This is a genomic window from Bradyrhizobium sp. 197 (genome assembly GCF_023073375.1).
Taxonomy (GTDB): Bacteria; Pseudomonadota; Alphaproteobacteria; order Rhizobiales; family Xanthobacteraceae; genus Bradyrhizobium.
In genome coordinates, this window is record NZ_JADPJJ010000107.1 from 1 (window position 1) to 752 (window position 752).

Genomic DNA, 752 nt, shown 5'->3' on the forward strand with positions numbered 1-752 from the left:
CGCAATCCTCGGCGAAATGCCTCCAGGGGGCGCCAGTCAACGGTGCCCCAGGCGTCCGGCTGGGCGCGCACGCCCACAGGCAGTGCAGCGGTCGGCTGCAGCCTGGGCGTGGTCCTGGGCGTGGTCTTGACCAAGTTCAGCATCGTCGCCGCCACGATCATCATGAGGATCCCACCAACGCTGAGCGTGATCTGCATCGCGAGCCCTTCCGATACGTCGAGCAGCGCCAGCAGGCTAGCGAGCGTCAGCAGAACGCCGAGGCAAAAGATTGGCAACGAGTGCTTGCCGCAGAGGATGGCGCCGCGCATCGCCGGAGTCGTCAATGCTTGCCGATTGGGCGGCACGAACCACACCGCAACAACCGCAAGAGCCAAGAAATGCAATAGACGCAACGGATCGAGATTGGATTTGTCTAGCGGGTAAGCCAACTTGGTTAGGCCCTGCGGGATTAACGCTTCCAGCGGCTTGATTCTCCAGCTCAACGCGATGACAAGGCTGAAGACCAGATAGAGAGCGGCAGGCACAAGGGCCTTGCGAGACGTTAGCCAGGGGCGCACTCTTTCGCCCTCGATTACCATCCAGGCGCCAAGGACCGCCGGTAGCTGCCAGGCCAGTGGATTGAAAGCCCAGTGGCCGTTCGGCCACGCCGGCATGGACCAGCCGAACATATGCACCAGCGCATAAAGCGCCAGCGAGGCGCCAAGCGTCGCGTTCGGCATTCGGAGCAGCAACCACAGCAAAGGCGCGAAAAA

The 752-nt window shown here is 62.4% G+C and carries 1 protein-coding gene; it reads right to left on the reverse strand.

Annotated elements, in window-relative coordinates; all coding sequences use genetic code 11:
- Positions 1 to 752, reverse strand: a 752-nt coding sequence (gene opgC / locus IVB27_RS25145) for an OpgC domain-containing protein (RefSeq protein ID WP_247445852.1), incomplete at both ends; no start/stop codon positions are given.